This is a genomic window from Streptomyces chartreusis, assembly GCF_008704715.1.
GTDB classification, from domain to species: Bacteria; Actinomycetota; Actinomycetes; order Streptomycetales; family Streptomycetaceae; genus Streptomyces; species Streptomyces chartreusis.
On sequence record NZ_CP023689.1, the window covers coordinates 1,410,208 to 1,433,741 of the forward strand.

The 23,534-nt window shown below is 69.1% G+C and carries 42 protein-coding genes; 21 read left to right on the top strand and 21 right to left on the bottom strand.

Annotation, left to right across the window (positions count from 1 at the left end; all coding sequences use genetic code 11):
* The first annotated feature begins 69 nt into the window (after window positions 1-69).
* Complete coding sequence (locus CP983_RS05515; protein ID WP_107908312.1) at window positions 70-552, top strand: Dps family protein; 483 nt, start codon at window positions 70-72, stop codon at window positions 550-552.
* A gap of 52 nt (window positions 553-604) precedes the next feature.
* On the top strand, window positions 605-937 hold the full coding sequence (locus CP983_RS05520; RefSeq protein ID WP_107908311.1) for a DUF3140 domain-containing protein: 333 nt from the start codon (window positions 605-607) through the stop codon (window positions 935-937).
* Window positions 938-995: 58 nt separating this feature from the next.
* Here CP983_RS05520 and CP983_RS05525 read toward each other — a convergent pair whose 3' ends face one another.
* The 6 genes from CP983_RS05525 to CP983_RS05550 form a co-directional block, all read right to left on the bottom strand.
* Entirely contained in the window at window positions 996-1,688 is a 693-nt protein-coding gene (locus CP983_RS05525; protein WP_107908310.1) for an SDR family oxidoreductase, read from the bottom strand.
* Window positions 1,685-2,560 (bottom strand): cupin domain-containing protein, encoded by an 876-nt coding sequence (locus tag CP983_RS05530; RefSeq protein WP_150498732.1) that lies wholly within the window; start codon window positions 2,558-2,560, stop codon window positions 1,685-1,687. The genes CP983_RS05525 and CP983_RS05530 overlap by 4 nt, the downstream gene beginning before the upstream one ends.
* Window positions 2,557-3,909, bottom strand: coding sequence for an amidohydrolase family protein (locus tag CP983_RS05535; RefSeq protein ID WP_150498733.1), 1,353 nt, complete (start codon window positions 3,907-3,909; stop codon window positions 2,557-2,559). Before CP983_RS05535 ends, CP983_RS05530 begins: the two co-directional genes overlap by 4 nt.
* A gap of 22 nt (window positions 3,910-3,931) precedes the next feature.
* On the bottom strand, window positions 3,932-4,912 hold the full coding sequence (locus CP983_RS05540; protein ID WP_150498734.1) for an alpha-ketoacid dehydrogenase subunit beta: 981 nt from the start codon (window positions 4,910-4,912) through the stop codon (window positions 3,932-3,934).
* A complete protein-coding gene (locus CP983_RS05545) occupies window positions 4,900-5,355 on the bottom strand; it encodes a thiamine pyrophosphate-dependent enzyme (RefSeq protein ID WP_229914646.1) in 456 nt (151 codons plus the stop codon). The genes CP983_RS05540 and CP983_RS05545 overlap by 13 nt, the downstream gene beginning before the upstream one ends.
* 212 nt (window positions 5,356-5,567) lie before the next feature.
* Window positions 5,568-5,807 carry a hypothetical protein gene (locus tag CP983_RS05550; protein ID WP_150498735.1) on the bottom strand — a complete coding sequence of 80 codons (240 nt, stop codon included), beginning with the start codon at window positions 5,805-5,807 and terminating at the stop codon, window positions 5,568-5,570.
* Window positions 5,808-6,051: 244 nt separating this feature from the next.
* Here CP983_RS05550 and CP983_RS05555 point away from each other — a divergent pair, with 244 nt between their 5' ends.
* Window positions 6,052-6,291, top strand: a complete 240-nt coding sequence (locus CP983_RS05555) for a helix-turn-helix transcriptional regulator (RefSeq protein ID WP_150498736.1) — start codon at window positions 6,052-6,054, stop codon at window positions 6,289-6,291.
* A gap of 119 nt (window positions 6,292-6,410) precedes the next feature.
* On the opposite strand, the gene CP983_RS05560 is transcribed toward CP983_RS05555, so the two are convergent.
* Together CP983_RS05560 and CP983_RS05565 are read right to left on the bottom strand one after the other, a co-directional pair.
* The gene (locus CP983_RS05560) at window positions 6,411-6,590 is read right to left on the bottom strand and encodes a hypothetical protein (protein WP_150498737.1); all 180 of its coding nucleotides are present in this window, start codon (window positions 6,588-6,590) and stop codon (window positions 6,411-6,413) included.
* Window positions 6,587-6,784 carry a hypothetical protein gene (locus tag CP983_RS05565; RefSeq protein WP_150498738.1) on the bottom strand — a complete coding sequence of 66 codons (198 nt, stop codon included), beginning with the start codon at window positions 6,782-6,784 and terminating at the stop codon, window positions 6,587-6,589. Before CP983_RS05565 ends, CP983_RS05560 begins: the two co-directional genes overlap by 4 nt.
* Window positions 6,785-6,943: 159 nt before the next feature.
* Between CP983_RS05565 and CP983_RS05570 the strand changes: the two genes are divergently transcribed.
* The 4 genes from CP983_RS05570 (at window position 6,944) to CP983_RS05585 (ending at window position 8,215) form a co-directional block, all read left to right on the top strand.
* On the top strand, window positions 6,944-7,210 hold the full coding sequence (locus CP983_RS05570; protein WP_150498739.1) for a GntR family transcriptional regulator: 267 nt from the start codon (window positions 6,944-6,946) through the stop codon (window positions 7,208-7,210).
* A gap of 57 nt (window positions 7,211-7,267) precedes the next feature.
* Window positions 7,268-7,492, top strand: a complete 225-nt coding sequence (locus CP983_RS05575; protein ID WP_150498740.1) for a hypothetical protein — start codon at window positions 7,268-7,270, stop codon at window positions 7,490-7,492.
* Between the two features lie 33 nt (window positions 7,493-7,525).
* Complete coding sequence (locus CP983_RS05580) at window positions 7,526-7,729, top strand: hypothetical protein (RefSeq protein WP_150498741.1); 204 nt, start codon at window positions 7,526-7,528, stop codon at window positions 7,727-7,729.
* A gap of 258 nt (window positions 7,730-7,987) precedes the next feature.
* On the top strand, window positions 7,988-8,215 hold the full coding sequence (locus CP983_RS05585; RefSeq protein ID WP_189748455.1) for a hypothetical protein: 228 nt from the start codon (window positions 7,988-7,990) through the stop codon (window positions 8,213-8,215).
* On the opposite strand, the gene CP983_RS05590 is transcribed toward CP983_RS05585, so the two are convergent.
* Both CP983_RS05590 and CP983_RS05595 read right to left on the bottom strand, forming a co-directional pair.
* A complete protein-coding gene (locus CP983_RS05590) occupies window positions 8,212-8,613 on the bottom strand; it encodes a DUF6221 family protein (RefSeq protein WP_150498742.1) in 402 nt (133 codons plus the stop codon). The two genes, CP983_RS05585 and CP983_RS05590, sit on opposite strands and share 4 nt — an antisense overlap.
* 103 nt (window positions 8,614-8,716) lie before the next feature.
* Entirely contained in the window at window positions 8,717-8,926 is a 210-nt protein-coding gene (locus CP983_RS05595) for a hypothetical protein (RefSeq protein WP_150498743.1), read from the bottom strand.
* A gap of 24 nt (window positions 8,927-8,950) precedes the next feature.
* Between CP983_RS05595 and CP983_RS05600 the strand changes: the two genes are divergently transcribed.
* Window positions 8,951-9,355, top strand: coding sequence for a DUF6233 domain-containing protein (locus tag CP983_RS05600; protein WP_150498744.1), 405 nt, complete (start codon window positions 8,951-8,953; stop codon window positions 9,353-9,355).
* A gap of 65 nt (window positions 9,356-9,420) precedes the next feature.
* Here the strand turns inward: CP983_RS05600 and CP983_RS05605 are convergent, their stop codons facing one another.
* The 8 genes from CP983_RS05605 to CP983_RS44650 form a co-directional block, all read right to left on the bottom strand.
* On the bottom strand, window positions 9,421-10,236 hold the full coding sequence (locus tag CP983_RS05605) for a recombinase family protein (RefSeq protein WP_229914647.1): 816 nt from the start codon (window positions 10,234-10,236) through the stop codon (window positions 9,421-9,423).
* 188 nt (window positions 10,237-10,424) lie between these two features.
* Window positions 10,425-10,703 carry a phage fiber-tail adaptor protein gene (locus CP983_RS05610; protein WP_150498745.1) on the bottom strand — a complete coding sequence of 93 codons (279 nt, stop codon included), beginning with the start codon at window positions 10,701-10,703 and terminating at the stop codon, window positions 10,425-10,427.
* A gap of 4 nt (window positions 10,704-10,707) precedes the next feature.
* Window positions 10,708-11,682 (bottom strand): hypothetical protein, encoded by a 975-nt coding sequence (locus CP983_RS05615; protein ID WP_150498746.1) that lies wholly within the window; start codon window positions 11,680-11,682, stop codon window positions 10,708-10,710.
* A 2-nt stretch (window positions 11,683-11,684) separates the two neighbouring features.
* Complete coding sequence (locus tag CP983_RS05620; RefSeq protein ID WP_150498747.1) at window positions 11,685-12,131, bottom strand: hypothetical protein; 447 nt, start codon at window positions 12,129-12,131, stop codon at window positions 11,685-11,687.
* A gap of 18 nt (window positions 12,132-12,149) precedes the next feature.
* The gene (locus tag CP983_RS05625) at window positions 12,150-12,482 is read right to left on the bottom strand and encodes a hypothetical protein (protein ID WP_150498748.1); all 333 of its coding nucleotides are present in this window, start codon (window positions 12,480-12,482) and stop codon (window positions 12,150-12,152) included.
* Window positions 12,479-12,904 carry a hypothetical protein gene (locus CP983_RS05630; RefSeq protein ID WP_150498749.1) on the bottom strand — a complete coding sequence of 142 codons (426 nt, stop codon included), beginning with the start codon at window positions 12,902-12,904 and terminating at the stop codon, window positions 12,479-12,481. The genes CP983_RS05625 and CP983_RS05630 overlap by 4 nt, the downstream gene beginning before the upstream one ends.
* Entirely contained in the window at window positions 12,905-13,276 is a 372-nt protein-coding gene (locus CP983_RS05635; RefSeq protein WP_150498750.1) for a hypothetical protein, read from the bottom strand.
* Window positions 13,277-13,294: 18 nt separating this feature from the next.
* Window positions 13,295-14,224, bottom strand: coding sequence for an N-acetylmuramoyl-L-alanine amidase (locus CP983_RS44650; RefSeq protein ID WP_229914648.1), 930 nt, complete (start codon window positions 14,222-14,224; stop codon window positions 13,295-13,297).
* A gap of 366 nt (window positions 14,225-14,590) precedes the next feature.
* On the opposite strand from CP983_RS44650, the gene CP983_RS05645 reads away from it, so the two are divergent.
* The 13 genes from CP983_RS05645 to CP983_RS05700 all read left to right on the top strand — a co-directional run bounded on the left by CP983_RS05645 (window position 14,591) and on the right by CP983_RS05700 (window position 21,602).
* Complete coding sequence (locus CP983_RS05645; RefSeq protein WP_150498751.1) at window positions 14,591-14,986, top strand: hypothetical protein; 396 nt, start codon at window positions 14,591-14,593, stop codon at window positions 14,984-14,986.
* A complete protein-coding gene (locus tag CP983_RS05650) occupies window positions 14,983-15,501 on the top strand; it encodes a DUF6221 family protein (protein WP_150498752.1) in 519 nt (172 codons plus the stop codon). Before CP983_RS05645 ends, CP983_RS05650 begins: the two co-directional genes overlap by 4 nt.
* On the top strand, window positions 15,498-15,827 hold the full coding sequence (locus CP983_RS05655; protein ID WP_150498753.1) for a hypothetical protein: 330 nt from the start codon (window positions 15,498-15,500) through the stop codon (window positions 15,825-15,827). The genes CP983_RS05650 and CP983_RS05655 overlap by 4 nt, the downstream gene beginning before the upstream one ends.
* Entirely contained in the window at window positions 15,824-16,099 is a 276-nt protein-coding gene (locus CP983_RS05660; protein WP_150498754.1) for a hypothetical protein, read from the top strand. The genes CP983_RS05655 and CP983_RS05660 overlap by 4 nt, the downstream gene beginning before the upstream one ends.
* Window positions 16,096-16,242: a hypothetical protein gene (locus tag CP983_RS43855; RefSeq protein ID WP_167537649.1), complete on the top strand. Its 147-nt coding sequence runs from the start codon at window positions 16,096-16,098 to the stop codon at window positions 16,240-16,242. Before CP983_RS05660 ends, CP983_RS43855 begins: the two co-directional genes overlap by 4 nt.
* A complete protein-coding gene (locus CP983_RS05665; RefSeq protein ID WP_150498755.1) occupies window positions 16,239-17,189 on the top strand; it encodes an NAD-dependent epimerase/dehydratase family protein in 951 nt (316 codons plus the stop codon). Before CP983_RS43855 ends, CP983_RS05665 begins: the two co-directional genes overlap by 4 nt.
* A gap of 17 nt (window positions 17,190-17,206) precedes the next feature.
* Window positions 17,207-17,527: a hypothetical protein gene (locus tag CP983_RS05670; RefSeq protein ID WP_150498756.1), complete on the top strand. Its 321-nt coding sequence runs from the start codon at window positions 17,207-17,209 to the stop codon at window positions 17,525-17,527.
* Window position 17,528: 1 nt separating this feature from the next.
* Window positions 17,529-18,542 carry a glycosyltransferase family 4 protein gene (locus CP983_RS05675; RefSeq protein ID WP_150498757.1) on the top strand — a complete coding sequence of 338 codons (1,014 nt, stop codon included), beginning with the start codon at window positions 17,529-17,531 and terminating at the stop codon, window positions 18,540-18,542.
* Between the two features lie 166 nt (window positions 18,543-18,708).
* Window positions 18,709-19,569, top strand: a complete 861-nt coding sequence (locus CP983_RS05680; RefSeq protein ID WP_167537650.1) for an NAD-dependent epimerase/dehydratase family protein — start codon at window positions 18,709-18,711, stop codon at window positions 19,567-19,569.
* Complete coding sequence (locus tag CP983_RS05685) at window positions 19,566-20,324, top strand: glycosyltransferase family 2 protein (RefSeq protein WP_150498759.1); 759 nt, start codon at window positions 19,566-19,568, stop codon at window positions 20,322-20,324. The genes CP983_RS05680 and CP983_RS05685 overlap by 4 nt, the downstream gene beginning before the upstream one ends.
* The gene (locus CP983_RS05690) at window positions 20,321-20,512 is read left to right on the top strand and encodes a hypothetical protein (protein ID WP_150498760.1); all 192 of its coding nucleotides are present in this window, start codon (window positions 20,321-20,323) and stop codon (window positions 20,510-20,512) included. The genes CP983_RS05685 and CP983_RS05690 overlap by 4 nt, the downstream gene beginning before the upstream one ends.
* Complete coding sequence (locus CP983_RS05695) at window positions 20,509-21,375, top strand: hypothetical protein (protein WP_150498761.1); 867 nt, start codon at window positions 20,509-20,511, stop codon at window positions 21,373-21,375. Before CP983_RS05690 ends, CP983_RS05695 begins: the two co-directional genes overlap by 4 nt.
* Window positions 21,375-21,602, top strand: a complete 228-nt coding sequence (locus CP983_RS05700; RefSeq protein WP_150498762.1) for a hypothetical protein — start codon at window positions 21,375-21,377, stop codon at window positions 21,600-21,602. The genes CP983_RS05695 and CP983_RS05700 overlap by 1 nt, the downstream gene beginning before the upstream one ends.
* Before the next feature lie 10 nt (window positions 21,603-21,612).
* On the opposite strand, the gene CP983_RS05705 is transcribed toward CP983_RS05700, so the two are convergent.
* Genes CP983_RS05705 through CP983_RS05715 form a run of 3 tightly spaced genes read right to left on the bottom strand, consistent with a single transcriptional unit; the run spans window position 21,613 to window position 23,531 of the window.
* On the bottom strand, window positions 21,613-21,843 hold the full coding sequence (locus CP983_RS05705; RefSeq protein WP_150498763.1) for a hypothetical protein: 231 nt from the start codon (window positions 21,841-21,843) through the stop codon (window positions 21,613-21,615).
* Between the two features lie 10 nt (window positions 21,844-21,853).
* Window positions 21,854-22,957 carry a hypothetical protein gene (locus CP983_RS05710; RefSeq protein ID WP_150498764.1) on the bottom strand — a complete coding sequence of 368 codons (1,104 nt, stop codon included), beginning with the start codon at window positions 22,955-22,957 and terminating at the stop codon, window positions 21,854-21,856.
* On the bottom strand, window positions 22,950-23,531 hold the full coding sequence (locus tag CP983_RS05715) for a hypothetical protein (protein ID WP_150498765.1): 582 nt from the start codon (window positions 23,529-23,531) through the stop codon (window positions 22,950-22,952). The genes CP983_RS05710 and CP983_RS05715 overlap by 8 nt, the downstream gene beginning before the upstream one ends.
* Between the last annotated feature and the right edge of the window lie 3 nt (window positions 23,532-23,534).

The following is a 23,534-nucleotide window of genomic DNA, read 5'->3' on the forward strand; positions in this document are numbered from 1 at the left end:
GGACCGGACACCGCTTCCGCACCGCATCGCTCCGTCCGGCCTGGACCAAACCAGAAGGAGGAGCCCGGAATGACTGGGGTGAACAGCACGCTTCCCGAGCCGGCCCGCCGGGTCGCCGGTGACGCACTTCAGGGCACGCTCGTCGACCTTCTCGGACTCTCACTGATCGGGAAGCAGGCGCACTGGAACATCGTGGGTCCGCGCTTCCGGTCGATCCATCTCCAGCTCGACGAGGTGGTCTCCACCGCCCGCTCGTACGCCGACACCGTCGCCGAACGCGCCTCGGCGCTCGGCGTGCCGCCCGACGGCCGGCCGGAGACGATCGCCGCGGCCTACACGCTGCCCGGCCCGAAGGAGGGCTGGATCCGCGACACGGAGGTCGTCCAGCTGGTCGTGGACACCCTGGGGGCGGCCATCGAGCGGCTGCGCGAACGCATCACCGCCACCGCCGAGCCTGACCCGGTGACCCAGGACCTGCTCATCGGCATCACCGGCGAGCTGGAGAAGCAGCGGTGGATGTTCGACGCCGAGAACTGGCCGCGCGACGAGTGATCCGAGCCGCCGTACCGGACGACCGCCCGCACCCGAAGACAAGGGGCACACCGTGACCGACGCCCTCGAACTCGACGCGCTGTGGGAGGACTTCCACCGCGTGGTGAACATGACCTCGCAGGAGCTGGCCGGCTGGCTGCGGGTCAGCGACGCCCAGGAGGACAGCGAGCCGCTGCCGGACCGGGCCGGCCCACCGACCGGGCAGCACGTCCTCTCGATCCTCCAGAAACGACGCACGGACCTCACTGACGCCGACATCCAGGTCATGTACGACGTCGTGGACACCGTGACCGAGGAGGCGGACCTCGAGAACGAACCCGAGCCCGAACAGACCCGCCGACGCCACCAGTTGATGACGATCGGCCACGACCCGCTGAAGCCGTGAGCGACGACAGGAGCGTCGCAGAGGAGGCCGAGCTGTCGGGCGAACGGTGGCTCGGCCCTCAGCCCAGCAACCACCCTCCGTCCACGGCGAGTTCGACCGCGTTCACCGATCGGTTGCGCAGCAGGAAGTCCACCGCGTCCACGACGTCCGCCATCGTGGCGAGCCGTCCGGCGGGCGTCCTGGCCCGTAGTCCCGCCAGCAGCTCCTCGGGTTTGCCGGCCCAGTAGGGGCTGTCACCGACGACGCCGGGATGCACGGCGTTGACCCGCACGGGGGCCAGCTCGACGGCGAGGGTGTTCACCAGACCCCGCACGCCCGCGTTGACCGTCGCCACGGTCGTGGCCCCCGGGTAGGGCCGTTCCTTGGCCTGGCCGCCGAACAGCACGACGGCGCTGTCGTCGTGCAGCCGTGGACCGAGGGCGTGCACGACCTCGGTGTAGCCGACGAGTTTGAGCGTGACGAGACGCAGGGCCGCCTCGATGTCGTAGTCGGCGACCCGGTTCTCGTCCCGTGAGACGCCCGCGATCACCAGATGGTCCACGCGTCCGGCCCCGGCGAGCGCGGCGGCGATCCCGGTCGGCCGGGAGAGATCGAGGGCAAGGCCCTGAGCAGCCCCGATCTCCTTGGCGACCGTGCCGGCGCGATGGGCGTCCCGGCCGGTGACGACCACTTCGTCGCCCCGCCGAGCGCGCATGCGGGCGAACTCACGGCCGATCCCGGACGTACCGCCCACCACAAGGACACTGCTCATCGGTCCAGCGCCTCCCTCAGATACTCCCAGTCCCGGGTGAACCGGTACGAGTGCCGCGGCGGCGGCTGCGGCGCCTGCGTCTCCAGCCAGCGCACCGGCCCCTGACCCGCGTTGGAGAACCCGTGCACACAGCCGGCGCCCGCCCACGCGACGTCCCCCGGCCCGAGCCGGTACCGCTCGCCGTCGAAGGTGGCGTCGACCAGGCCCTCGACGATCAGGTACGTCTCCTCGAAGGGGTGGTCGTGGCTGCCCGCGACGCCGTCGGGGGCGTACTGCACCATGAACATGGTCGAGGCGACCGCGCCGAGGTCGCTGTCGACCATCATCTTCACGGTGATGCCGCTGTACACGAGGAGCGCGGTCCGCATGCTCGCCGACACCGCGAGCAGGTCCTGCGACTGCTTGCCGGGGTCCATCTGCGCCGGTTCGAAGTGCCCGAAGGACCGCGTGCGCGGGTCGCGCACGTCGATGCGGACGGGGTCGCGTTCCGGCAGCGCGGGGACGGCCTGGGTGTCGTGGCCGTAGCGGGCCCGCGGCACCGGCGCGAGCATGTCGGCCCAGCGGCCGCCCGTGTCCCCGGCGCCGCGCCAGGCGTGCGGGACGCCGGCCGGGAGGAGGCCGTAGTCGCCCTCCTCCAGGAGGTACGCGCCCTCGGGCACGTCGAGGATCACGGCACCGTCGAGGATGTGGAAGCTCTCCTCGTAGGAGTGCACATGGGCGGCGACCCGGCCGTCGGGCCGCAGCTCGCACAGGCCGAAGCCGGTGTGCACGCTGCCGTCCGCCTCGCCCACCAACTCCCGCCGCCGGTGGCCGAGTTCGTCGTACGGCGGCTCGGGGACGTCGGCGGCGAGGCGCACCAGGTGTCGGGTCATGCGGCGCTCTTCGCCTCCTTCGCGGCCAGGAGCCGGTCGCGGGACTCCTGGACCAGCCGGCGGGCGCGGTCGACGTCGGCGACGAGCCTGCCGTCGCGCTTGCGGATCACGCCGTCGACGATGACGGTGTCGACGTTGGAGACGTCGGCCGACAGGGTCACCGCGGCGGCCGCGTCGTGCACGGGGGCGACGTTCAGCGCGGTGGCGTCGACGGCGACGACGTCGGCGCGCTTGCCGGGGGTGAGCGAGCCGGTGCGGTCCTCGACGCCCGCGACGTGGGCGCCGTTGAGCGTGGCGAACTCCAGCATCTGACGTGCCGTCAACATGGTTTCCGGCACCGGCATGTTGGCCTTCCAGCAGTCGGCGTTGACGCGGGCGCGCTCGGCACCGAAGGCGGCACGCATCTGGGTGAACATGTCGCCGGGCACGGTGGTGACGACGTCGATGCTCAGCGAGGGGCGCAGTCCGTACTCGACGGCCGTCATCACGGGCGGCCAGCCGTGCCCCATCTGGAGCTCGACCTGCGGCGCGATCGAGACCGTACCGCCGCTGTCGGCGACCATCCGCCACTCCTCCTCGCTGAGGTAGCAGCAGTGGATGTAGGTGGTGTCGGCGCCGAGGAGCCCCAGGTCGTTCAGCTGCTTGACCATGCCGAAGCGCCCGGCGAGGCGGCCCATGGCCACATGCACGGTGATCGGGATGTCCAGTTCGCGGGCGAGCGCCCACTCGGCGGTGACGACGTCGTTGAGGCAGAAGCCGGGACCGCGGGTGGCCAGCGCCATGGTGAGCAGGCCGTCGTCGGTGGCGAAGTACTTCCCCCGGATCCGCCGGACGTCGTCGCCGGGGATCGCGATCTTGCTCTCGAACCAGTAGTCGGCGAGGGAGGTGTTGGCGCTGCCGTACGCGTACTGGGCGCGGATGCCGCTCTCCGCGAGGCCCCGGATCGCCGCGTCCGGATGCTCGGGGGAGTTGTTGATGTGGGACCAGTCGACGAGCGTGGTGATGCCGGCGTTCAGACACTCCAGCGCGCCGGCGAGGTTGGCCGCGTACACGTCCTCGGGTGTGTACAGCGGGGCGAAGGTGTCGAGGATGTCGACGAAGTAGTCGTCGAGGGTGGCGTCGGGGGCGACGTTGCGGATGGACGCCTCCCAGGTGTGCCGGTGGGTGTCCACGAAGCCGGGGATCACGATCCGGCCGGTCATGTCGAGCACTTCGGCGTCGGCGCTGATGTCGGGCCGCACCGCCGCGATCCTGCCGTCCTCGATCAGGACGTCCCCCTGGGGCAGGTCCCCGATGTCGGGGTCCATCGACAGCACGTGACCGCCACGCAGGACTGTTCGATTGGTCATCGCCCTTCCTCCCATGGGGTGTTCAGTAGGCGGCGAGGCCGCGTACGGCCGCCACGACCTTGTCGACGGTGGGGATCACCCGTTCCTCCAGCGCGTCGGCGAACGGCAGCGGGACGCACTCCCCCGCCACCCGCCTGACCGGCGCGTCCAGCAGGGTGAACCCCTCGTCGGCGACGACGGAGACGAGCGTCGCGCCCCAGCCGCCCTGGTACGGGTTCTCCTCGACGGTGACGAGCCGCGAGGTCCGCCCGAGCGAGGTCAGTACGGTGGTGACGTCCAGCGGCACCAGGCAGCGCAGGTCGACGACCTCGGCCTCGATGCCCTCACCGGACAGCAGCTCGGCGGCCTTCAGGGCGAGGGGCACCATCGAGGCGAGTGCGACGAGGGTGACGTCGGCGCCCTCGCGGACGACGGCTGCACGGCCCAGCTCGACCACATGGTCCGCCGGCGGGGGCGCGCCCTTGGACGCGAGGAGCCCCTTGTGCTCGAAGAAGACGACCGGGTCGTCGCTGCGCACGGCCGCCGCCATCATGCCGATCACGTCGGCGGGGGTGGCCGGTGCGGCGATCTTCAGGCCGGGCACGGTGAGGGCCCAGTTCTCGGTGGCCTGGGAGTGCTGGGCGCCGAAGCCGAGCCCGCCGCCGTTGGCGGTGCGCACCACGAGCGGGACGGTGACCTGACCACCCGTCATGTACCGGACCTTCGGGATCTCGTTGGCGAGGTAGTCCCAGCAGCAGGCCAGGAAGTCGGAGAACATGATCTCGGCGACGGGCCGCATCCCGGTCATCGCGGCGCCCATGGCGGCTCCCACGATGGCCTGTTCGGAGATCGGCGTGTCCCACACCCGCTCGGGCCCGAACTCCTTGAACAGCCCGGCGGTCGTCTTGAACACCCCGCCCGCCTCGCCGATGTCCTCGCCCAGGCACACGACGGACGGATCGCGCCGCATCTCCCGCGCGATGCCCTCGGCGACCGCCTCCCGGTAGCTGATCACGTCCGCCACGCCGCACCTCCGTCCGCCCACACATCGGTCAGCGCCTGGTCCGGATCCGGCGGCGGGGCGGCCTTCGCGGCCTCGACGGCCTGCCGTACCACGGTCGTCGCGCGCTCGTCCGCCTCGCTGAGGACGGCCTCGGACACCCCCATCTCGACGAGCCGCCCCCGCGCCAGGTCCAGCGGGTCGTGCTTCAGCCAGCGTTCGACCTCCTCGGCCGGACGGTAGGTCGCCGGGTCGGCGCGGCTGTGCCCGAAGTGCCGGTAGGTCTGTGCCTCCAGCAGTGCGGGCCCGTCTCCTGCCCGGGCCCGCGCCGCGAGGCGGGCCACCGCCTCCTGGACGGCGACGACGTCGTTGCCGTCCACGACCTCGCCCTCGATGCCGTAGGCCGGCGCCCGGTCGGCGGCGGGCCGGGGGACGGCGGTGACGTCGGCGATCGGCGTGTACTCCATGTACTGATGTAGCTGAGGCTGCGACCTGCTGCTCTTCGATGGCGATCCCTCACGAGTGGCCCTGACCTGCTTACCTACGCTGACCGTGACTTACCGCAGACTTCACGCGGCCCGAGTTCGGCACTCCCCCCAGCCGCTCCCCGCGTGACTCTGCTCCCCAGATTCTCCCCAGGATCCCGGCCCGCTGACAGCCTGCGAGCTGCCTCGATGCCCTATCGCAGCACCTCACCGAGATGCCCCGGCTCGTACTCGCCCCCCGACCGTGCGGCGTCCTCACGCCTTATGTCTTCCATGCCGATGACGCACTCGGCGCAGCCGCGGACTTCGCGTTCGCCGTCCTCGCGGGGATGGACGTGGCCAACGACGGCGGTGGGGACCTCCCCCTTACTGGGATGGCGGAAGCAGACGCCGTCTTCCCACTCGTAGAGGCTGAGGATCTGCTCGCGGTCCATCTCCGTCTCCCGTGGGGTCGGCCGGCGGTTGGTGCGGGGGGTGTCGCCCTGATTCCCGCGCTGGTCAGTGGGATGCCTGGGCTAGTGGATGTTCACCCTTTCGAGCGAACAGGTGTGCGAATCTTGGACACTACCTGGAGCCTTGCGGCATATGCCAGGCCGCAAGGCTGCTGATTCGAGACGAAGATCGGAAGCGACAGTTTAGGTACTGACACAAGATCGGCAACCCTCAACGGTTTGTCGAGTGCCAGCCCGCCGCAACCCACGCCCCGACTGGGTCCGCTCCAGACAGATCGCCTTAGGTCGACGCATCGCCGACCTACGCCGGCAAGCCGAGCTCTCCCAGGACCAGCTAGCTGAGCGGATGGGCGTCGAGCGGCGGACCGTGCAGCGGTACGAGAACGCGGTCACCGACCCGCGCTACGCGGACCTGCTGCTCATCGCTCACGCCTTGCGGGTGCACGTCACCGACCTCCTCAGCTAACTGAAAATGAGTCAACAGGACGGGTTCCCGCCAGGAAAGCGTGAGTGTTGCATTTATGCGTGCAGACCCTGCGTGCGCCGTGTGAAAAAGTGACCGCCCGCCGATGCTCTGGCCTGCGGTTAGGCGCGCCTCGCCAGGCGAATCCCGCCGTGACAGCTGCACGCGCATCGGTGCAGCGGCACAGCAGGCCCGGCGCCGCCCTTGATGTCGTGGTTGCCGTAGCAGGCGCCGTGCTCGTCGTGGCGGCAGTACTCCGAGACGTCGTCGTCGCGGTCCTGCTCGGCCAGGCGGGCGTTCATAGCGCGCCTTGGAGGCCGTTCGCGGACTCGCCGGGGCACACGTAGACCGGGCCTATCCCGACGCCGGCGGCCGACAGGCGTTCCCCGATGCGGATGGCCTGGTGTTCGAGGCTGCCGCAGCGGCACGGCTCGGGTTCCGCCTCGCCCGTGTGTGTGGTCTGGCGTTCGGGCTGAGGATCTCTAGGCTCGTCCATGCTGACGGCTCCCGTGCTGTCGGCCATGCCCCCGGGCCGTGACCGCGGCCGCGGGGGTCTTGCAATTGCAGGCTAGCCCGACTTGTATCGGCCTGTCTCGCGACGTCTCGATACGTAGCTGAAGATGCTGACCTGTAGGGGCGTATCTAGCTTCGGATCATGGCGACTGATCCTGATGCGGAGATTGGCCACGAAGGTCCGGTGACGCCGTACCGGCAGCTGGCGGAGATCCTGAAGGCGCGGATCGCGCGCGGCGACTGGCAGGACGGGCGGCCGATCGCCAGCGAGACGCGGCTGGTGCAGGAGTACGGGATCGCCCGGACGACGGTGAGGCGCGCGCTTGACGTCCTCGTCGAAGAGCGCGTCGTGTGGAAGGTTCAGGGGCGCGGCACCTACGTTGGCCAGCCGCCCAAGACCGAGGCGTAGAAAGTCGCTCACCGTTTCCCCTTGGGAGCGGCACTCCCCGTAGTCGACGCTGGTCACATGAACGCAATCAACGCTGATGAGCGTGGGACCGAGGCTGCCCAGCCCGCCTACGACGGAGCAACCTGCGGATGCGGCGAGGCGTGGTTCGTCCTCGACGGCGACAGCACGGCACCCAATGGCGCCGTCTGTATGACGAAGGACGGAGTCGTCACCGGCTACGCGGGGAAGCCGCGCTGCATGTCCTGCGGGCGACGCTACGAGGTCGAGGCAGCGAAGGCGTAGCCCGTTGTCAGACCCCGCCGATACGATCTCTGTATGCCCCCCACTCCGCCTTCGCGTGGATGCGCGCGCACGGCCGCCGAGCTCGCGGCCGACCTGAACGAGCGCATCCGTGCGCTGTGGACCGGCCCCGGCGGGCATCCGACGGTGCGGCTTACCAAGGAGCAGCGGGCCGAGTACGACCGGCTGTGCGAGCAGCTGCGACGGGTGGAGCGCGGGGACATCACCACGGCGGCATGAAGAAACCCCGCCCACAAGGGGGCGGGGTGGGTTGTGCGTGGCCGCTCGGCTTGAGCCGGTGTGCATCCGTCCCTGACGGAGAGAGCCGGGTGCTCAGGTTCCCCGGAGCAGGCGAGCGTTCCGTGGACCATGATGCCAGACGCGACCGGGAGCCGCCTATCACTTTCGAGGGTCCTCGAAAGTGATAACGGTGCAGGCCAGCGCCACAGTTGGCTAGCCTGCGATGCTCCGGCGACGATGGCCGCTTAGGATCCCTGGGTGGCACATACCTTCGAAGATCTCGTGGAGCTTGAGCGCGCAGCCGTCACAGCCCACACCCAGCTCCACACCGCCGACGACTACCCCGCCGCCCGCGCGGCCTGGCTCGACGCCGCAGCCGCCTTCCAAGCCGCCGTCACCACACACGCGGCGGCGGAAGGCAGCAGCCGGTACGAGGTGGAGATGGCCGTGAAGAAGGCCGTCAGGCACCCGGAGACGGTGAGCTAGGGCCGCCACGCCTCGCGGTAGCCGGGCCGGTCCGCGTAGGGCAGGGCGAGCACCTTCGCGGCCTCGTAGGCAGCGCAGTCGAGGTGGTGCTCCAGCGGCGTCGTCCAGTTGGTGCCCGGGTTCTTGGGCTCGTTGTCCGGGTCGTCGCAACTGCTGGTGCAGAACGGACCGCCCCGTGCGATCAGCTTGCGCTTGGCGTCGATCTCCCGCAGCACTCGCGCCGGATCGTGGCGGTCGACGTGCTTCAGCTCGTCAGGGCGCAGCCAGTGTGCGTCTCCCAGCTCCGCGTCGTCGAGCGGTGTCGTCAGCTTCCATTGCAGGCTGCGCGCTCCCGCCTCCTTAGCGATCCGCTCGTCCTCATCGAGCTGCTCGCCGAGCCACCCCACCAGATCGTCCACAAACTCCTCCCGGGTATCGCAGCGCCCCGCCGGGCATCACACCGGCGGGGCGCCATTCGACTAGCTGTCCCGCAGAGCATGCACGGACAACGATGAGGCCATGCTACGAGGTGGCACCGACAACGCCGGGCCAGTCGTCCAGCGTCTCGCCCGTCTCCTCGTCGACGAGGGTGACGCGGGCGCCGGGCCGCCCCCAGTCGCCGACCCACTCGGTGAACTTGTCGCGGGCAGTCGCCTCGCTCCACCACCAGCCCTGCGCGGCGACGGGGCCCGCGACGGTGAGGTGGTAGCGGCCGGGGAGGTTGCTGTTCACGCCCACCATCATAGAATCGAACACGTGAACGATCTGCCGCCTGATGCGCGCCGCCTCCGCGTCATCCTGGAACACCTCGACCAGGAGCAGGCCGACAACGACACCGTCCTCACCTACCTGGGGCTGCAGCGCAAGGCCGTCCGGGCAGCACTCCAGCGGGCCGACGGGGAACCGCTGCAGCAGAGCGCGCCACCCCCGACCACCACCCCACCACCGAGCCGCGGCGCGCGTCCGGCCGGCTACCTCCTCGACCGGGCACGCACACCCGACGGCCCCATCCCCTCATCCATCCACACCGGCGACTGCCACATGACCAGCCCCCTCGCCCGCACCATCAGCGGCCACGAAGCCGCCACGTTCATCGCCGACGGGCTCGAAGCGTGCGCGTTCTGCCGGCCCGACAGCGCGCTCGGGCTGCTCGACGGATAGCAGAAGCCCCGCCAAGACGGGGGAGCCTGGCGGGACCTGACAGCAGTGTGGCACGCGATCGGCGGCTACAGGACCCGCCCCAACACCTTGTTGGCCCGCGTGCGCTGCTGCTCTTCCTTGGCCCGCTTCCGACCGAGGGCCGCCTGAGCGTTCGCCTTCTCGCGAGCAGCGTTGCTCAGCATGCGCTGGACCGTGGTCGCATGCCACTCGCCGCCCCGCTTCGCCTTCCATCCCAGCGCGTTGGCGCGCTGGGCGATGGCGCGGTAGCCCAGGCCCTCCTCTGCATGCCAGCGCTCCATCTGCCGACGCCGGTCCTCCTCTTCAGGGAGGACCGTGAGCTCCTTGTCCTTCGTGGTCTGCTGGCCATATCGCGGAGCACCGTGGGCGTACCCACCGACGGCGGCCTTGTTGCGGCGCCCGTTGCGGAGCCGCTTAGCGATCAGGCCGCGCTCCAGTTGGGCGGCCGCACCCATGACCTGGCGGACGAAGGTGCGCATGGGGTCATCTTCATCGTCGGGGACTACTTCCCCGCCGTCGGCAGAGAAGGCCCGTCCGCCGTGGGCCCAGACCACGGCGAGGATGGCCTCCTGCTGGGTCATGTTGCGGGCCAGGCGGTCCATGTTGGGGAAGACAATGCCGTCGGCGTCCCCGTTGGCCACCATCGTCAGGGCTTCGGCGAGCCCGAGGCGGTCGTCCTCGTCGGCCCGCCCAGTGACAGCTTCGTCTCGCAGGGTCTTGACGATGCGGTGAGGCGAGGAGCGTGCCCAGCGCTTCACGTCCTTGTCCTGGCTGTCGAATCCGTAGCCGTCGACCTGGCCCGCGGTGGAGACGCGGAGCAGTGCGACGAGGCGCAGGCGGGGCGCTTCTGAAGGCTTCACCATGCCGAGAGCGTACACAATATTTGGCATAGATGTAACACGGCAGGTCAAAGAGATGCCCTCGCCGCCAGGTGGTGGCGAGGGCGCCTCTCACTCGCCTTCGTCGTCGGGTGGCGGCAGGTCCGGTTCGAGAAACGGGTGCGGCGACAGCCAGAACGGCGGGGCTTCGTCATCGGCCATGGGATGCCCCTTCACCGCTCGGCGATCGTGAGGTAGATCGACCGCTCATCGATCAGCCCGCCGACAGTAGTGATCTGACAGACCAGGGTGTACGCGACGTCGACAATCCCACCCGATACCCGCTGAGTCACCATCGTGTCGCCGACCACCGGGCTGCCGACAGCCGTGAGCCCCTCGGGCACGGTGACCGTCGCAGAGCTGATCATGTCGTCGACCTCCGCGAGCCACAGCGACCAGTCCCAGCTGTAGTCCAGCAGCGCCGCCGGGTCCTTGGTGTAACTGTCCGACATGGGCCTACCTCACTGTCAGGGTGCGATGCTCGGCCAGCACGGCGAGCCGTCGGCGCTCGGCGGGGATCCTGTACGTGCGCTCCGGGCTCGGCATAGTCGTCGACGGCACGGTGAGCGGGCGCGCCGTATCAACCTCCAGCGCGGTCGACAGGGCTGCGGTCTTGGAGCCGACGAGCGGCATCGCCACCTCAACGGAGACGGCGGTACCGAGCGTGGCCGTCTTCACCCCAGCGAGCGCCTGCGCAGTGTCCTGTTCGACGACCGGCGCGAGGGAAGCCGCCTTGGCCCCGACCAGTGGCTGCGCGGACTCGACCGTACTGGCGACGCCGAGGGCGGCAGCCTTCGTTCCGGTGAGGCCCTGCGCTGTCTCCGTCGACGTGGCTGGAGTGAGCGTCGCGGTCTTGGCCCCGCTGAGCGGCTGGGCGCTGTCGACCTCCGTGGCAGTACCGAGGGCTGCGCCGGCCACCACGTCCGCAGCGGCGAAGTCGTCGTAGCGAATCGCGGACGCCGACTCGCTGCGAATGCCGACGCTGGTGCCTGTCGTGACGCCGGTGTCCGTGACGCTGATGCGTTGGACGCCGTTGACGTAGGCGGTGATGGTGCTGCCGACGGCCTGGACCTTCGCGACGTCGCCCGGTGCGGCTGCCGCCGCGTAGGTACCGATGACGCTGAAGCTGCCGCCGATGACGCTGAAGAGGTCCCAGGTCGAGCCGTCGTTGCGGAACAGGTAGCCGGAGCTGATGTTGCTGTTGCCGCGGCACCACACGCCCTGGCTGACGCTCGTGGTCGCGGCGATCGTCATCTGCGCGTAGTGATCGTTGCTGTCCATCGCCCCGGCGGCGCGCAGGATGATCGTGCCGCCCGCTGCGCCCGGCGAGAGCCGGTTGGTGTCAATGGACCATTCGCCGGACACCTCGACCCACCCGGCCCCCAGGTCAGACGAGTTGGCCCTGTTGAAGTCGTCGGTGAAGATCGCCATGACTACGCGCTGGAGCTGGCCCGGACGAAGTCCGCGATGCTCAGCGTGAAGTTGTTGCCGTCCGGCGTCCAGGTCACGTCGTGCTTGCTGAGCGGGATGAGGTCGGCGTCGGTGCCGGTGGTGGTGTCCGGGTCGTAGCAGATCACCACCGCCCCGACCGCGCTGCCGGTCGGCGCAGTCCAGGTCACGTCCGCGGCGTCGGACTCGACGCGGTCGCTGCTGTCGTTGACGGTCACGGACACCGACGTGAGGCTCTTCCTGCCGACCGTCGTCTGCTCGTTGGAGGCACCGGCGAGGAGGTCGGCGAGGGTGTCGTAGTCGCGCATGGTCGAGTCCGCGACGAGCCCTGACGATTCCAGCGGCACCAGGACGAGACCGTCGTTGGCGTTGGGCAGGGCGGCCAGCGAGGCGACGCGGCCCAGCGCCACGTTAAAGACAAGGTTGGCCATGCTGTTGTACTCCAGTTCTCACAGCTCGATGTGCTCGAGGAACGGCCTAGCCCGTGCAGGGATGGCACGCGGGGCCGGCGGCTCGAGGCCCGCCTTACGGATGTAGCCGACGAGTCGGCCGCGGTCGTCGACGAGCCACGCGATTGCCGCGCCTTGGCCGGTGAGCTGCTCCTGCTGCAGATCGAGCTTCTCGCCCTGCCGCTTCAGCTCCTTGTCCATGCGGTCCGTGACCACGGAGAAGTCGTCGCGCTTCTCCTGTCGCTTGGTGCGGCGGGCGGACCGGGCGGCAACCACACCGCCCGCTGCGCCTACGATCGCCAGCCCTGCCTGAACCCAGGTGTCGACGGTCATGCGTTGCTCACTCTCTTCATGCGGGGCGGCTCACGCCATCCCGCCACGACCAGCACGGGTACGGCGATCACAGCCCATACGAGAGCGGCAACCCACCCTCTCGGGAAGTCGCCCGCGACCCAGGCCCCGAGGTAGGAGGCCATCCAGGGCAGCACCATCAGCGGCAGCGCCAGGAAGCCGGGCCAGTCGCGTCCCTGCGGCATCCAGGCTGAGACGATCGCGACCAGCCCGGTTGCCACCCACAGCCAGCCCCACACGGTGAGCGACATCAGCTCCAGCAGGGGCTGGAGTCCGCGTTGGTCGGGCTGTGGGGAGGTGATCTGCGCGAAGCCGTAGAGGCTCCACACGGCGCCGTAGCTGAGGAGGATGGCGCCGCGGCGGCCCAGCGTTCTGCCCAGCCGCCGGACCACACGGCGCGGCATCTACGCCGCCTTGACGACGCTGGACTGCTCCAGCTTCATCGCCGCGATCGGGGCAGTGACCTGCGGACGTATCACGACCAGGGCGAGACCACCCTCGATGAGCAGCATCCACAATGCCTGCGTCTCTGCGCTCATCTCCAGGCCGAAGCCGAGGAACAGGGCGAGGGCGCCATGGCCGAGGTTGACGAGCGCAGCGAACGCGGCGCCGGTCTTGAGGATGAACGCCTCGGCGACCGCGACGACACAGGCGAGGAACGCCATGACGAGCGCCTGCTGGTCGGCGGTAACGCCGAGGCCATAGGCGGCGCCCAGCTTCAGGGTGAGGGCAATGAACGCGAGGATCGTCGCGGGCTCGCGACCGAAGATGCGCATGGCGGGTCTCGTTTCTGGTCAGGCGTCGGGGACGTCGAGGTGGATGGTGATGTTCTCGAGTTCGGCGCGGAGTTCCGCGACGATGGCAGCGGGGTCGAGGTCGCCGATGTTCGCGGCGAGGGTGGCGACGGCGCCGACGAGCTTGTCGTTGGTGGCTGTGAGCGTGGCGAGCTTCTTCTCGAGGGCGCGCACGCGGGCGTTGGTGTCCTTGAGGAAGGACTGGTACTGCCAGGTGGGGTTGGTGGCCCGGTCGGGGGCGTCGTCCGGGGCGGCGGCTTTGTCGCTTTCCCAGACTGTCTTGCGGACCTTCTCGAGGTCGTCGGCGCTCAGCGCCATGTCATCCTCCTGCTGCTGGTTGCCGCCGAGGCGGGCCGCGATCCGGCCGCGCATGTCCTGCATCGTGAAGCCGCGCGGATCCGACTTCCCGGGCTGCCACTCCAGGTGTCCGATCACGGAGCCCGCACCCCACCCGTGGTGGCGGCAGATCGCCGCGGACACCTTCTCGATCGCGAGCTTCTGCACTGCGGGCCACGGGTCGGCGCCGTCGCCGAGGTTCTCGCACTCGAAGCCGTAGAAGTGGCGGTTGCCGTCGGTGTCCGCCTCGTTGTCGGACGGCAGGGAGGTTTCGTTGATGACCGCCTGGAGGACGTCGCCGTCGCCGAGGCCGGCATGGTTAGCGCGGCCGTTTCCGACGAGGTGGACGTGCCCCTGCTTGTCGATGACGCCATGGCACAGCGGGCCGGGTAGCCCGGAGTAGCCGTCGTAGCAGATGGCCACGGTGTTGTCGGTGCCCTTGGTGACGGTGTGGTGGATCATCACGCCGTTCACCGGGCCCCAGGCGCCCTTGCTGTTGCGGTTGTGGGTGCGCCAGCTGCGGACCTCGTGGACCGTGAGGCCCTCCTTGCGGAGGATCTCCACCAGCTTGGACGCGCTCAGTGGTTCAGCCATGCGTATCCTCCCGCGCGAACACTCCCCTTGGAATCGTAGCCTTGAGCGGGGCATCTACCTACGATTCGTAGGCTACAGTTCAAGCAGCCTTTGCTCAGAGGCTGCGCGGCAGGGGGGTTCTCTTGCGGGTTGCCCCCTGCCGCACCAACCCGCAATGAGCCCGCAGGAGAAGCGCCATGGCCGAACCATTCGCCGCCCAGGGCCTCTGCGAGGGCGAGCGCCCGCTCCGCGTCGCCAACGTCCCGGTCGACGGAGGTGGGTCGTGAGGGTCATCTGCCAGGCGCTGGCCTGCCTGTTCGCGATCGTCGCCCTGTCGCAGCCCGGCGTCGTCCGCTACGACTACCAGCCCGCCGTGTGGAGTAGCCGATGAGCAGGCCCAGGTTCCGATTCATCGACGTCGGCGACGGTTGGAGGTGGGAGTGCGCCTGCTGCAACGGCTACAGCCGAAAGTTCCAGACCGAGCAAGAAGCGCGTGACAACGCCCGCACCGATCACGCCACATGCCACCCCGAGGCCGAGGAGCGCGACGCGAAGTCCGAGGGCGTGGGCTCATGGCAGCTTGCCCCACCCCAGCCGCCGACCATCGCCATCATTGGCGAAGACGGCCGCACGCCGCTCGTCACGATCCATCCCGACGGTGAGCTGGAGTACGGGCCCGACTACACCCCGGACGAAGCCGCACGCCGCTTCTGGGACGCACTGCGCCACCTTGCGCCCGCCCGCTGCCCAGCATGCGGCCACCTCGGGCTGGAGGTGCCGTGACGGACCTCCACGGCTGGATCACCCAGCAGATCAAGCGGTATGAGACGGCGGCCAACGACGCCACCGACGGCCCCTGGTTCGCCGAGCACCCAGACGAAGCCTGGGGCGAACAGAAGGACGCGTACCTAATCGGCGGCGGGAAGTGCCTCGCCACCCTGCGGTACGACCGCAACGGGCACCTCAACGTCGACCACATCGAACTCAACGAGCCGGCCGCCGTGCTCCGCAGGTGCGCGGCCGACCGGAAGATCCTCGAAGTGCACGAGCCCGTCGGCTACGAGCGCGCGTGCGACGGCTGCGGTTTCGACCGTGAAGAGGGCTACTACGTCGACCACATCAACGACTGCCCCACGCTGCTCGCGCTCGCCGAGGGCTACGGGCTGACGCCGGCCATCCTCGCCACCCTCGACCGGCCCGAACCACTGAAGCCCGCGTACAAGCCCAGAGGGCCCCTGCCCGACACCAGCCGCGTCCCGCCCGCGCTGCGCGGCCCGAACTGGAAGGCGCGGCGATGACCGAGCAGCCCATGACCGTCCGCCGTGTCGAAGACGCCACCGGCAGCCGCATCGAGCCCGACTTCGATCAGACGTGGGACGAGGAGACCAAGCTCCGCTGGAAGACCGCGCTCACCGCCCACGACACCGGGCTTGTCATCGCGCTCTACCCGCACCCCACGCCTGGCAGGCCGACCCAGTACGGCGTCACCATCGGCGAGGTCAACAAGGGTGGTCAGCAGTCCCTGAGCCTGGGCCGCTACTTCGACGCGTGGGACGCCCTCACCCTCATCGGGATCGGCGCCGAAGCGGTCCGCAACGCGATCGCCCACGGGGAGGCGCCGTGACCGAGCAGCAGCCGACCAGTGAACGCCCCCGTGCGTCCGTCATCGAGATCATCGCCAAGGGGCAGCAGCCAACCGAAGACGGCGCAGGCAGCATCATCGTCCCCCGCGAAGTCCGCATCAACGGCGTCTCCGTCTACACCGCCGACCGCGACAACCGCATCAAGGTCAACGACATCAGCCTCGGCGACGACATGGTCACCGTGACCCTCACCCTCGTCGCCCGGAAACTCGTCATCGCCGCCGACGGCGACCTCAACGAGGAGCAGCCGTGAACACCGCCGCCACCATCACCGCGATCATCGCCGCCGTGGTCGTCATCAACATCATCGTCACGGCCATCCGAGACACCGCCGCGGCAAAGCACAAGACCTGCCCCAACTGCGGGCGCGACAAGACCAAGGAGAACAGCGCATGAGCGTCTACGGAGTATCGGGCGGGCAGGGCTTCATCGGCTCCTACGTGAGGCGTGAACTCCTCGCACGCGGCCACGAGGTCGTCGTCTTCGACCGCCACCCCCACACCGAGATGGCGCCCGGCGAGACGTTCTTCCTCGGCGACATCCGCGACGAGACCAGCGTCGTCGAACTGGCCGCGCACGTCGAGGGCATCGTCCACCTCGCCGCTGTGCTCGGCACGCAGGAGACGATCGGCAACCCGCGGCCCTCGGCGGAGACGAACATCCGGGGAAGCCTCAATGTGTTCGAGGCCGCCAACCAGTACGGGATCCCCGTCGTCTACGCGGGAGTCGGGAACGCGTTTATGCGCGACATCGGCACCGGCTCCTACACGATCAGCAAGACCGCGGCCGAGGACTATGCCCGCATGTTCAACGCGTACCGAGACGGCCGCATCACGATCGTCCGCCCCGTCAACGCCTACGGCCCCGGCCAGAGCATCGCAGCCCCGTTCGGGACCTCCCGAGTTCGCAAGATCCTCCCGGCCCTGACGTGCCGTGCCCTCACCGGCGCGGACATCGAGGTCTACGGGGACGGCACCCAGATCAGCGACTGCGTGTACGTCGCCGACGTCGCCCACACCTTCGTCGCCGCGCTGGAGCACACCGCCGCCCACGGGCCCACCAAGCGGCCGGTCGAGGTCGGCCCGCTCACCTCGGTCACCGTCAACGACATCGCCCGCCTGGTCGCCGAGTACGCGGCCAAGGTCACCGGCCGGGAGCCAGTCGGCATCGTGCATCTGCCGATGCGGCCGGGCGAGGTCCCGAACGCGGTCGTCTCCTCGGACACGTCGACGCTCCAGCAGGTCGGGATGACGGCGGCGGACTTCGTGTCGCTGGAGGACGGCATCGGCCGGACCGTCGACCACTACGCCGAGCACTGGCTCCCCGGCTACCTGGCCGCCTGACACAGAAGGAGGCCATCGTGGCCCGCTACCGCAAGAAGCCCGTCGAGGTCGACGCCGTCCAGCTCACCTGGCCCACCTGGGGCGAGGTGTGCGAGTTCGTCGGAGAGTTCCCCGACGGCATGCGCGGCGTGTACGTCGACGAAGACGGCACCGCCCGCGACGACTTCCCCGGTGACCAGTCCGACGGAAACGTCGCCCGCATCGGCCTGCTCATCCCGACACTCGAAGGGACCATGCTCGCCGTGCAGGACGACTGGATCATTCGTGGAGTCCAGGGCGAGTTGTACCCCTGCAAGCCCGACATCTTCGCCGCCACCTACGAGCCCGTCGAGGCCTGACGTGCGCGTGCACATCTGGACCGCCGACACGGCAGGGTCAGGCTGGTACCGCGGCCACCTCACCGCCACCGCCCTCTCCTGGCTCGGCCACCTTGTGTCCGCCGGCATGCGCCTCCCCCGCGCACCGCTCGACACGATCATCGGCTGCCGCATCGCCATGCCCGGCCCGTCAAGGGCGTGGCGCGAGCTGAAGGACCAGGGCGTCAGGCTGGTCCTCGACCTGGACGACGACTACTTCCACCTCGACCCCTCCAACGCACGAGCCGTCGAGGTGTGGACTCCGGAAATGCAGCTGTCGCTCGCGGCGAACCTCGCGATCTCCGACGTCGTCACCTGCTGCTCGGAGCCGCTCGCCGAGGTGCTCCGCGAGTTCGCCGATGACGTCCGGGTCGTGCCGAACGGTCTGCCCGCCCAGTTCCTCGGCACGCCGCGCGACTACCAGGCGGAGGGCCGGCCGCTGTACGTCGGCTGGGCAGGGTCGGGCAGCACCATCGCCGAACTCCCACTCGCGGTACGGGCACTGAACCGGATCTCCCAGTATCGGCGGCCCGGCGGCGGCGAGGTGATGGTGCGCCTGGTCGGGATCACGCCCGAGGATGCGATGGCGCGGGGGATGAAGGGCAAGCAGGTCGGTGCGCTGGGCTGGGTGCCGCATCCGGAGCAGTACGTGCGGGATGTGGTGTCCGAGTTCGATGTGTGGTGTGCGCCGTACCGGGACATCGCGTTCAACCGGGCGAAGTTCCCGACGAAGTGGTTGGAGTCGTCGATGCTGGGGATTCCGCTGATCGCCTCGGATATCGAGCCGTACCGGCGGGTGATCCGGCATGGGGAGACCGGGTTCCTCGTGCGGTACGAGCACGAGTGGGGCCGGTACTTGAAGCAGCTCGCGGATGATCCGGAGTTGCGGCAGCGGATCGGGATGGCGGCGCGGGCGGAGGCGTCGGGGTCGATCCTTCAGGCGGTGCAGTTCCAGTGGGACGCAGTCGTACAGAGGCCCGCGGAGGTGGCGACATGAGGTGCATTCACCCGCCCGACGGGCCAGCCGTGGCGCGCTGGAAATGCCAGAACGGGAACGTCGTCCACCTCTGCCAGGCATGCCTGGACGCCTGGTTCGACAATGCGGACGATGACGAACTGTTGGAGCCTGCCGCATGGTCGTGGCTGCCGCAGGGGGTGGCGGCGTGAGAGTCCTCGTCACCGGCGCGGCCGGATTCATCGGCAGCCACCTCGTCACCCAACTCGCCGCCCGCAGCCACCACATCATCGCCATGGACAAGCGGAACGGGCTGCCCACGACCGACCTGTCACGCCTCCAGCGAATCGTCCGCCGCACCGAACCGGACATCATCGTCCACCTCGGCGCGTCCTGCTCCACCCAGGTCTCCCTCGAAGACCCCGCCCGGGACTTCACCGACAACGTCGTCGGCACGTTCAACGTCGCCGAGGCCGCCCGCCAGGCCAGCGTCCCCGTCATCTACACCAGCACCGTCAAAGTGCACCACGGGGCCGACGGACTCATCGCCCCGCTCGGCCTGTCCAAGATGGTCGGCGAGGACTACCTCGCCCTCTACGGCGACCTCTACGGACTCCGCCACATCATCCTCCGCCCCTCCACCGTGTACGGGCCCGGCCAGGACGGCAGCCCGGAAGCCGGCTGGGTGACCTGGTTCCTGCGCGCCTACCTCGACCAGCAGCAGATCACCATCCACGGCGACGGCAGGCAGAGCCGCGACATTCTCCACGTCGACGACTTCACCACCCTCCTCGTCGACATGGTCGAGCGCTTCCCCGAGTACGGCGGCTTCCCGCACATGGGCCGCACCTACGACGTCGGCGGCGGCCCGGAGAACGAGGTCTCCCTGCGCGCCCTGCTCGCCCTCCTCGGCCACGACAACGTCATCCACGGCCAGCGGCTCCCCGGCGACCTCCAGCGCGTCGTCACCGACAACACGGACGTCAGCGCGGTCCGAGGCTGGAAGCCCTGCGTGCCCTGGAAAGACGGCGTCCTCGCCACCCTCGACCACATGCGGAGGCAGCCGTGAAGGTCGGCATCGTCATCCCCGCCCGCAACGCCACGCCGTACCTCGCCGAGATGCTGGGAACCATCAGGCGGCAGACCCATCCCCTGCACACGTACATCGTCGAGGACCGCGGCGACGACGGCACCTACGACTGGCTCAAGCAGAACCCCGACTGCTGGTCTGGCCTCAGCCGCAACCGCACGCGGAAGGGATGGGCGGGCACCCTCAACGCCGCCGCGAAGCTCGCGCTCGACGACGGCTGCGACGCCATCTTCACCGCGTCCGCAGACGACCGACTGCACCCGGAGTGCATCGCCCGCTGCGTCGCGGCCCTCAACGGAGACGGCGGCCAGGACTTCGTCATCCCCTACGCGCAGCAGTTCGGCGAGGCAGACCACGTCCAGGCATCCCTGCCGGACTGCGGGCTCGACGACCTGGTGGTGTGGCCGCCGCTCATCGACAAGGGCCTGTTCCGCCGTGAGACGTGGGAGACGGTCGGCGGGTACAGCGCGAAGGCCACCATGCCTGGCACCCACGGGACCGCGGAGGACTGGGAGTTCTGGATCCGCGTCTGGAAGGCCGGGCTCACCCGGTACGCGGTGCTCAAGCAGCCGCTGTACTTCGTGCGCGTCCACCCCGGCCAGCTGTCCCACGACCGCGGCCAGTGGCATGCAGCCTCCGTCGATCTATTCCGGAAGCTGCACCCTGACCTGCCGTGGACCGCCGACTCCGGTATCTGGCCGCCCCGGCACCGCACCACAAGGAGGCCAGCATGAACGGGCCCGAGCACTTCCGTGAAGGGCAGCGGCAGCAGCAGGAGGCCTACAACAACGCGTCCACGGCGCAGGAGGAGTTCTTCCACCTCGCTCAAGCGCAGAACCACTTCCTGGCCGCGCTCGTAGCCGCCGTCGCAGACCACTTCCACCCCGACAGCCTGTCCTGGCAGGAGGCCATCCACCAATGATCGACAACCACCGCGTCGTGGCCTGGACCCCATACGGCCGAGTCCGGACCTACAGCATCTTGATCAAGTACCTGGAGCGCGATGTGCGACGGGGACTGATCGACGAGGTCTGGGCCTACATGAACACCGACTCCGTCGGCCAGGAAGACGACATCGCCTACGCCCACGAACTCGCCGAGCAGTTCGACTGGTTCAAGCTGAAGCACCGGCCCGAAGGCATCGACCTCGGCAACCTGCCCAAGCAGAGGTACACCGGCCTAGCCTTTCGTGAGATGACCGATCCGGACGCGGTCTACTTGAGGCTCGACGATGACGTGGTCTACATCCACGAGCGGGCCGTCGAGAACCTCGTCCGGGCCCGCATTCAGATGCCCGCGCCGACGGCCATCTTTCCCGTCATCATCAACAACGCGATCTGCTCCCACTTCCTCCAGCACTGCGGGAAGGTACCGCGCGAGTGGGGCGAGGTCGGCCTCTACTGCATGGACTCGAACGGATGGGCCAACGGAGCTTTCGCGGTCAAGCTGCACGAGCTGCTGCTGTCACACATCGAGGCGGGCACAGTCGAGGACCTGTACCTGTACCAGGACTTCCCGCTCCAGCCCGGCACCCAGTTCAGCGTCTCGTGCTTCGCCAGCCTCGGCAGCATGTACGCGGGCCTCCCAGGAGGCCCCGGAGTTCTCATTCCGGATGAAGAGGAAAGCTTCCATACAATTCACCACCCGCTGTCGACAGGAGTGCCCAACATCCTCCGGGGCGACGCCGTCGTGTCGCACTGGACCTTCATGACTCAGCACGCGTTCCTCAACCAGACCGATCTCCTGGACCGCTACCGGGAACTCGCAGACAAGGCGGTGGCGTAATGGGCCAGCAGATCAGCGTCGAGGACGCCTTCCCGACCTTCCAGAAGCGCTGCCGGGAGCTGTTCGAGGAGAACATGCTCCTGCGCGCCCAAGTCGACGTCCTGGAACGTCGGGTGGCCGCGCTCGAAGAGGAGAACGCGGGGGCCCTGCCAGCGGCGCAGGCTCCTACAATCGGTGACTCAGAGCCTGCGCCGACGGATGGGCAGCGCGCGGAAAGCCGCTATTAGCGAACGACGGCTACAGGACCGTCCCATCTATATCGAGCCTCGTAACGCTGGTGACCGTCGTGCTCCACAACGTCGCCACAGCGTCGGCAAAGTCCTGCACCTTGGCGTCGATCGAAGACGGGCCGCCGGAACTCGCCTGCGAGTTAAAGCCAATTGTGATCGGCGAGTTCTCCCCGGCTCCGGCGAAGAGGATCTGGTAGACGGGGAATTGGGTGTTGAGATCGTCGAAGTTGGCGGCCATGGCTTGTCTCCTAGGCGATTCGCTCGAAGATGACGCGGGCGGTGAGCGTGTTGCTGGCGCTCGCCGCCGCCCACTGCGCGGTGATGACGAAGGCGTTAGACGCGGTGGTGTCGCGGGTCACCGTGCCGTCAGTTGAGACGAGCTGAACGCCACCCCCGACGCTACCCGAGGCACCTCCGACAGATCCGGTGTCCTGTGTGTTGCGGGTCTCCTGGAGCATCGCGAACCACGTGCCGGATGCCCCCGTGGAGACGCAGACAAGGTCCGTTTGAACGACGGATTCCTTGTTGGTCTGTCCGGTTCCGCTGAGTGTGGTGGGCCCCAAGGTGCCGAGTGCGGTTCCGGCGACGCCGCCAAGCCGGGCGCGCCAGGTGAGTTGCGCGGACGCCAGGAAGGACACGTTGGCGATCAGGCGGGCGCGGTAGGTGGCTCCCACGACGGCGTCGCTGGCGGGGATCGTGAATGTGCCGACTACCGTCTCTGTGGTCGTGTTCGCCACCGTAGTCGCCGCGGCGGTGAGCGCGTTCTGGTAGGTGGCGGAGCCGATGACGAGTCCGGCACTGGTTCCGGTGAGGGCGAGCCGGCCGGCGGCGGAGCGGGAGAGGGAGACGTCTGTCGAAGAGGCTCCACCGGGGCCCCAGGCCATGGCCCCGTCCGCGTTGACAAACCAGCGACTTGCGGTGTCGCCGGTAACCCGCGCGGAGAATGAGTTACTGCCGGCGCTGCTGCGGTAGGAGCGGAACAGGCCGTCGGTGGCGACGGCGCCGGCTGCGTCTCGGCGGAGGTTGGTGTCGCCGCCGAGGGTGATGCTGGAGCCGCTGGCCATGGCGAGGTTGCCGCCGTAGGTGCCGCTGCTGTTGGGGATCTCCACCCAACTGGCCGAGGCGGGCGCCGTGCCGTTGGAGAAGTAGCTGCGGTACGACGTGTCGGACTCGGTGATCGGCTTGCCCGGGTACGGCGACGACGGCCTGGTCCCCGAAGTGACGATCTGGAAGCCGGCCGCGGTGTCGAGCTTGTCGAGGTTCTGGCCGATGTCCTGGGTGTAGGAAACGTCCTCGGAGCCGTCCGATGCCGACTTGTACAGGCCGAGGCGGGTAGTGGGGCTGTCAGGCACGGGTGTCCTCCTTCATGCCCCGGCGGCGCGCCTCGGGGTCAAAGACAATGTCCGGCTGGGGCATCGGCGCCTCGCCCCGGGCGCTGCGACGTGCAGCGTCCACGAGCGCCACCTTCTGCCTCAAGCCTTCGTCGGTGACGCCGTACTGCCGGATCGCGTCGAGGGGATCCGGCTTGCCCTTCGGTGCTTTCACCTGCACGCGGTTCTTGGCATCGCTGATGCGGACGCGGTGGGCGTCGCGTGCGTCCTTGATGGTGTCGGCGCTGTGGAGGGTGATCGGTTCATAGTCGAGGGCCGGGCCGGGTGCGCGGACGACCATTCCGGCGCGCACGGCGGCGTCATCGCGGGCTTGCAGCGGGTCGGCCGGGTTGGTGGCGAAAGGCTCGTGCAGCACTACGTCCAGCGCCTCGTCGACGTCGCCCAGCTGGTACTCGGCCATGCGCCATTCGATTGCCGAGGGCGGGAAGGCGTGGCAGTGGATGGTGCCGTCCGGCTTTTGCATGGACACCAACCAGATCGGTGATCCCTGCCTGTTCGACGTCTGCTCGGCGCTCTGCACCACGTATTCGTCCATGCT